At 71.3% G+C, this 4,833-nt stretch carries 8 protein-coding genes; 6 read left to right on the top strand and 2 right to left on the bottom strand.

Going from position 1 to position 4,833, the window contains the following annotated elements; all coding sequences use genetic code 11:
* Positions 1 to 605 precede the first annotated feature (605 nt).
* From GA0115259_RS40945 to GA0115259_RS37480, 3 genes are all read left to right on the top strand, one after another.
* Positions 606 to 1,106 (top strand): hypothetical protein, encoded by a 501-nt coding sequence (locus GA0115259_RS40945; RefSeq protein ID WP_093605033.1) that lies wholly within the window; start codon positions 606 to 608, stop codon positions 1,104 to 1,106.
* A gap of 105 nt (positions 1,107 to 1,211) precedes the next feature.
* On the top strand, positions 1,212 to 1,628 hold the full coding sequence (locus tag GA0115259_RS40940; protein WP_161230608.1) for a hypothetical protein: 417 nt from the start codon (positions 1,212 to 1,214) through the stop codon (positions 1,626 to 1,628).
* 159 nt (positions 1,629 to 1,787) lie between these two features.
* Positions 1,788 to 2,042, top strand: coding sequence for a hypothetical protein (locus GA0115259_RS37480; RefSeq protein ID WP_141716874.1), 255 nt, complete (start codon positions 1,788 to 1,790; stop codon positions 2,040 to 2,042).
* Positions 2,043 to 2,162: 120 nt separating this feature from the next.
* Here GA0115259_RS37480 and GA0115259_RS37475 read toward each other — a convergent pair whose 3' ends face one another.
* Positions 2,163 to 2,372 (bottom strand): hypothetical protein, encoded by a 210-nt coding sequence (locus GA0115259_RS37475; protein ID WP_093605029.1) that lies wholly within the window; start codon positions 2,370 to 2,372, stop codon positions 2,163 to 2,165.
* Positions 2,373 to 3,154: 782 nt separating this feature from the next.
* Here GA0115259_RS37475 and GA0115259_RS39470 point away from each other — a divergent pair.
* The gene (locus GA0115259_RS39470; protein WP_107469420.1) at positions 3,155 to 3,439 is read left to right on the top strand and encodes a hypothetical protein; all 285 of its coding nucleotides are present in this window, start codon (positions 3,155 to 3,157) and stop codon (positions 3,437 to 3,439) included.
* A gap of 109 nt (positions 3,440 to 3,548) precedes the next feature.
* Complete coding sequence (locus GA0115259_RS37465) at positions 3,549 to 3,851, top strand: hypothetical protein (RefSeq protein WP_093605025.1); 303 nt, start codon at positions 3,549 to 3,551, stop codon at positions 3,849 to 3,851.
* Here the strand turns inward: GA0115259_RS37465 and GA0115259_RS37460 are convergent.
* Positions 3,830 to 4,096, bottom strand: a complete 267-nt coding sequence (locus tag GA0115259_RS37460; protein WP_093605023.1) for a hypothetical protein — start codon at positions 4,094 to 4,096, stop codon at positions 3,830 to 3,832. The genes GA0115259_RS37465 and GA0115259_RS37460 overlap by 22 nt on opposite strands.
* An 88-nt stretch (positions 4,097 to 4,184) precedes the next feature.
* Here GA0115259_RS37460 and GA0115259_RS37455 point away from each other — a divergent pair, with 88 nt between their 5' ends.
* Complete coding sequence (locus GA0115259_RS37455) at positions 4,185 to 4,796, top strand: hypothetical protein (protein ID WP_093605021.1); 612 nt, start codon at positions 4,185 to 4,187, stop codon at positions 4,794 to 4,796.
* The last annotated feature ends 37 nt before the right edge of the window (positions 4,797 to 4,833 follow it).

Raw genomic sequence — 4,833 nt, 5'->3', positions numbered from 1 at the left:
CGGTGGGGGGGGTCGTCGGCCGTGATGACGACCGCCGGTTGCTGGCCGGGCTGCCGAAGGCACGCTGAGTACTGCGGGCCCGGCCCCCAGGCCGCGGCTGCTGGCCATCCCGACCGGCACTGTCGGTGGTGGCTGCGCCGCATTCGTGCGGGCGACCTGGCGTACTGGCTCGGATCGCGGGGGCGCAGTGGGCTGACAGCATGGAAGCGGGGCCTGGCCAGGAAGCGTCCTGTCCGGCCCCGCTGCTGTCCGTACGACGCCGGGTCCAACGCGTCCCGGTCTTGGACAGCTGTTCCACCTGTCACGGCGTCAGCGGCGTGATTCGCCTCCGTCGGCCTTCAGATGTGTTCAGGCGTCAGCGCACGGCGCTGGCCAGACCCCAGCCGACGTCCGCGTCCTCGCGTACGCCCCACCCCGCGTCATCGCCAGCACAGTGGTTCTTACCCATTTGGTCACCCCCTTCGAGACTCATGAAGAGTAGGTGACTACTGCCGCCGGAAACGGCCGATCGCGGATTCGTTGACCTCGGGCGACGGGTCGGAGTCCCCCTCTCCCGCGCGGGAAATCCCGCTCACGGCGGGGGCGGGCTGTGCATACTGCTCGGCATGACACCTCCGTCGTTCGCCGCCCGCATACATCTGCTGGTCACCTTCGTGCTGGTGACGGGGGCGATGGTGGGCGGGGCCTGCCTGGGGCTTCTTCTGGGCGGCCGGGCGGCGGCTGTGACGGCCGGGGGCGCGGCCGGCCTCGGCGCGGGGACCGGATCATTTCTCGCGCGCCGTCAGGTGACGGCCTTCTTCCAGCCCGGTCCCGGTCCCAGGACCGACGGGTACGCGGAGGGGATCGCCGACGCCGTCTTCGTGAGCATCGCCACGTACCAGGCCGCGGTCTTCCCGCTCATCGCCGGCGGGGTGAGCGAAGAGGAACGGGACGCCCGCCGTACCGTCGCCTACCGGGTTACCGCCTTCGACGGCCTGCCCCGGGCCGTACGGGTTTCGGCGGCCGAAGCCCTGGAAGCCGTCGACCAGGGCCGGGACGCCGAGCGGGCCGGCGCAGCGATGAGAGCCCTGTCCCTGACGGTCTACGACCACCGTCACGCCCGCTGACCCGGCACCACGGCAAGCGCCGACACCCGTAGCGGCCGGGGAAACCCCTGGCCGCCCGCTGGCCGGGATGGCAGGCTCGTTCCTCACCGGAAACGGGAGCCCGCGATGAGCGATGTGCCGGAGACGGAACGCGACGACTGCACCGACTGCTTCGTCCTGCCGGGCAGCGGCAACACCCGCATCTCGTACCTGAAAAACGCCGGTACGGTCCGCGATACCTGGCACACCCCCGACTGCCCGGCCCTCGCGATCATGCACATCAACGCGGAGGAAGGAAGCAGACGGATACAGGAAGAGGAGGACTGGGCCAGGGGCGTCTTCCCCGCCGCGCACGAGCGTCTCAAGCAGGCCGCCGCCGCGATGCCCGCCGGTACCGCCGCGCGGCCCTTCATCGACGCCCTGGCCGAACTGGTCCAGGCGCAGGCCGATGCCACGGGCTTCGTGGTGCTGCCCAGATGGGCCGAGATCCTGGAGAGGCATTTCCCACCCGAACTCCCCGACCCCGACCACATCACCGACTAACACGGCCGCGGACCCGGACGGGCTCGGTAGATCGGCCGCGCACCCCGCCCGCCTGGCGCGTCCGCGTACGGCGCAGCCGCTTACCGGCATGCTCCCCGTGAGGGTTTCGGAACCGGTGAACCGGCCCCGGCCGGTGTGCTCGCGTTCTACCGTGCGCGTATGGCGAACGAGAACCGCGACCGCGGTGTTGAGCTGACCGTGCGAGCCGAGTACGACACCGACTGGCACGTCTACATCGACCATCCCGACCGGGGTCCGCTGGGCTACTGCACCGGCGCCGGTCCGGACGAGCCGTTCGACGGAGCCGCCGCGGACCGGGCGCTGCTGACGGACGGCTGGCGGGTTACCAGCCCCTGGACGGAGACGCCGCCGTCGGCGGAGGCCCCGTACACCGCGACCGTCACACCCGCCTGACCTCGGACCCGGACCGCCATGGTCGGGGCGACCAGACCCGACCATGAGGCCGACCACGGGACCGACCACACCTGGCCGCGCCCCGACCACCACGCCTGGGCGGGGCCGACGTGCCCTGTCTCACTGAACCTTGACCGGTCTCATCAAACTTTGATCACCGCCTTCACGGCGCTCGTGCTGGCCCTGGAGGTACTTCTTCTTCCGTTCTTCGAGCTCGGTCTCGGTGAGGATGTGGCAGCCGCACAGGGCGTCTGGGATGAGATCCGGGTCCGGGTTCTCGCACCACGGATCGAGGCAGTAGTGCCTGTCAGTTGGGGGGATGAAGTCCATGGCCTCACGATCCCCAACGGTTTCGGCGTGCCGGCAGCAACACGCTCAAAGTTCGGTGAGACCGGTCAAGGTTCAGTGAGACGGGTCGGGTGCAGAGCCCGCGTAAGGGTTGCGCCTGTCGGACGCGTCTTCTGTTGCGCCAGGACGCTGCGCCTACTGTTGCGCGACCCTGCGGACTGCTGCCGTTTCTGTGCAGGTCAACACGCAGTTTTGTTGTGGTCGGCCCGCTGACATCCCCGTTACGGCCGCTCTGCCCATGTCCCCTGGCTGGAGTGAAGGAGGAAAGGGACGGGTGGGAAGGGCGCGCGGACCGCCACGGGGACCGGGGCGCGCACCTGGTTGCGCGTCGGCCGGGGCCGCCGCGCTGGCGGCGGAGAGCGGGATCGGCGCACGGCCGCTGGGTCCTGTCCACAGGCCCGTCGTCCTACCGTCGCCTCCGCTCCCCGGCGTGAGGCGCGGTGACGTGCAGCGGAAGGCGCAGCGGCCGGTGTGCACCCGCTGCGGGACGAAGTTCACCGACGAACGCTGGCAGGAGATCCGGCGGACCTCATGGCGAAGCACCGGAGACAACCTGTGCGGGCCGTGCCAGCAGGAGGACCTCGACCGGGCAGAGGCTGAGCGCGCTGCGCGCCGCGAGGCAGAGGAGGCCGCGGCGCGGGAGGCGGCCGAAGACGCAGGACGCGACGCTAACGAACTCGGTGCTCTACGTTCCCGCCTGCTCGGTCCCGCGACCGCGTCTCCAACCGGGAGACCAGCGGGGCCGGGCGGAAAGGATCGTCACCATGACCTTCATCGAGCCCGGCCTGTACGTCCGCGACGGCTTCGCCGAAGGACCGCTCGCGGATGCCGCGCTGTCCCGCGCGGCCCGCGCCGCGCAGCTCCTCGACGACCTCCAGGAGCAGGCGCCCACGCTGACCGACGGCCAACTGCGCGACGGCGTACACCGGGCGCTGCGCCGCTTCACTCAGGAGCAGCCGCCCGCCCGCCGGGTCGACAGCCTCACCGCGCTGATCCGCCGCGGGGTGCGCATCGACTGGATTGTCCCCGACCGTCTGCCCTGCGCCTGACGCCCGCCGGACGGGAGAGCCCCTTCGCCCTCTCCCGTCCGGCGGGAGTGGCCGGACTATCTGCCGCCGCCGGCCTTCCGCTGTCGGTGGTGGCTGGGAGGCTGGCCGGATGAACGCCGATGACGAGCAGCTGCTGCGCGGCCGGGTGTACGGCTGCGACCACGACGCCCCCAACCCGGGCCCGCTGCCGCACCAGACGTACGCCGCGCTGGTCGGCGGGCCGCTGGACGGGCTGCTGCTCGACATCACGGGCTGGCGGCCGGAAGAGATAGACGACGGCGTCGCCCTGATGACCGAGTTGGGGCGGTGGCCTGGCGGCCGGGCGCTGTACGACCCGCGCCCCGACGACCCGCGCCCGTCGGGCGGCCCGGGTGTGGTGTGCCGCTTCTACTACTCCGGCGACACACCCTGACCCCGGCCGCCGGCCCCGGCGCCCGGCCTGCCCTCGGTCAGATGGCTGGCGGTGTTCTCGATCCACAGCAGCGCCCACTCGACTCCGGCACGCCACCCGGGTTCCGCGCTGTCGTACCGGCCTTCGGCGTCGGCGCGGATGTTGGCGGCAAGGGCGCGCAGATCCTTCTGCAGTCCTTGCCGCTTGGCCGTGTCCACGGCCTGGATCATCTCGTCGGTGATGTCACCGGGTCGCAGTGCGCTCATCGCCCTACCTTGGACGACGTCCCCTACTGATGGCCATATCTCCAGGGCCCTGACCTTGTGACGGGCGGTGGCGATAGCGTCCTGTCTCATGACCACCACCGACACGATCGCGGCCCTGGCTCTGGCCGTCGCGGTCGTCGCTGCCGTTGCCGCCATCGGCTCCTGGAGAGCCGCGCGCAACGCCAACGGGGCCGCGCAGACCCTGTCCCGGATCGAGCAGCAGCGCCTGCACGCCGATCTCACCCCGCACTTCCGCTGCACGGTCGTGGCCAACGAGGCTCGCTCCACCGCCATGCTGGGGGTCCACCTCGAAGGCCCGCCCGGCTTGCTGTCCCACGGCACCATCGAGATCACCGCGGCCCTGCGCAACGACAACCCGCACCGCGGCGACGGGCCCCAGCTCGCCGGCGCTCCGACTCCCGAAGAGGTCCGCGCCCACATCTGGGGGCCGTGGAAGTTCAGCGCGGACGGACGCGACGACACCGGCCGGACGGTCGCCCCGCAGCAGCTGGCGATCGGCGAGTGGACACGGTACGGCCTGACCCCCACCACCCCGCCGCCCTGGTCGACGACCACCACGGACGCCTGGCACCGCGACTACGCGAACGAGCCGGTGCGCCTGAGCATCACCGCCAGGTCCAAGGGCAGCGAGTGGACCGTGCCGCTGGAAGTCCCCGTCACCATCGAGACCGGCTCCTGACCACGGCAGGTCAGGAGCCGGTGATGTGGTCGAAGCA

It is taken from the genome of Streptomyces sp. MnatMP-M17, assembly GCF_900091995.1.
Taxonomy (GTDB): Bacteria; Actinomycetota; Actinomycetes; order Streptomycetales; family Streptomycetaceae; genus Streptomyces.
Note: the sequence above shows the minus strand (reverse complement) of the source record. Positions and strands in the feature narration are given on the sequence as shown.

What these genes read in the sequence shown, in the direction of transcription:
- GA0115259_RS40945 (WP_093605033.1), top strand. Translation starts at nt 606, where the DNA reads ATGACACCTCCGTCGTTCGCCGCCCGCATACATCTGCTGGTCACCTTC.
- GA0115259_RS40940 (WP_161230608.1), top strand. Translation starts at nt 1,212, where the DNA reads ATGAGCGATGTGCCGGAGACGGAACGCGACGACTGCACCGACTGCTTC.
- GA0115259_RS37480 (WP_141716874.1), top strand. Translation starts at nt 1,788, where the DNA reads ATGGCGAACGAGAACCGCGACCGCGGTGTTGAGCTGACCGTGCGAGCC.
- GA0115259_RS37475 (WP_093605029.1), bottom strand. Translation starts at nt 2,372, where the DNA reads ATGGACTTCATCCCCCCAACTGACAGGCACTACTGCCTCGATCCGTGG.
- GA0115259_RS39470 (WP_107469420.1), top strand. Translation starts at nt 3,155, where the DNA reads ATGACCTTCATCGAGCCCGGCCTGTACGTCCGCGACGGCTTCGCCGAA.
- GA0115259_RS37465 (WP_093605025.1), top strand. Translation starts at nt 3,549, where the DNA reads ATGAACGCCGATGACGAGCAGCTGCTGCGCGGCCGGGTGTACGGCTGC.
- GA0115259_RS37460 (WP_093605023.1), bottom strand. Translation starts at nt 4,096, where the DNA reads ATGAGCGCACTGCGACCCGGTGACATCACCGACGAGATGATCCAGGCC.
- GA0115259_RS37455 (WP_093605021.1), top strand. Translation starts at nt 4,185, where the DNA reads ATGACCACCACCGACACGATCGCGGCCCTGGCTCTGGCCGTCGCGGTC.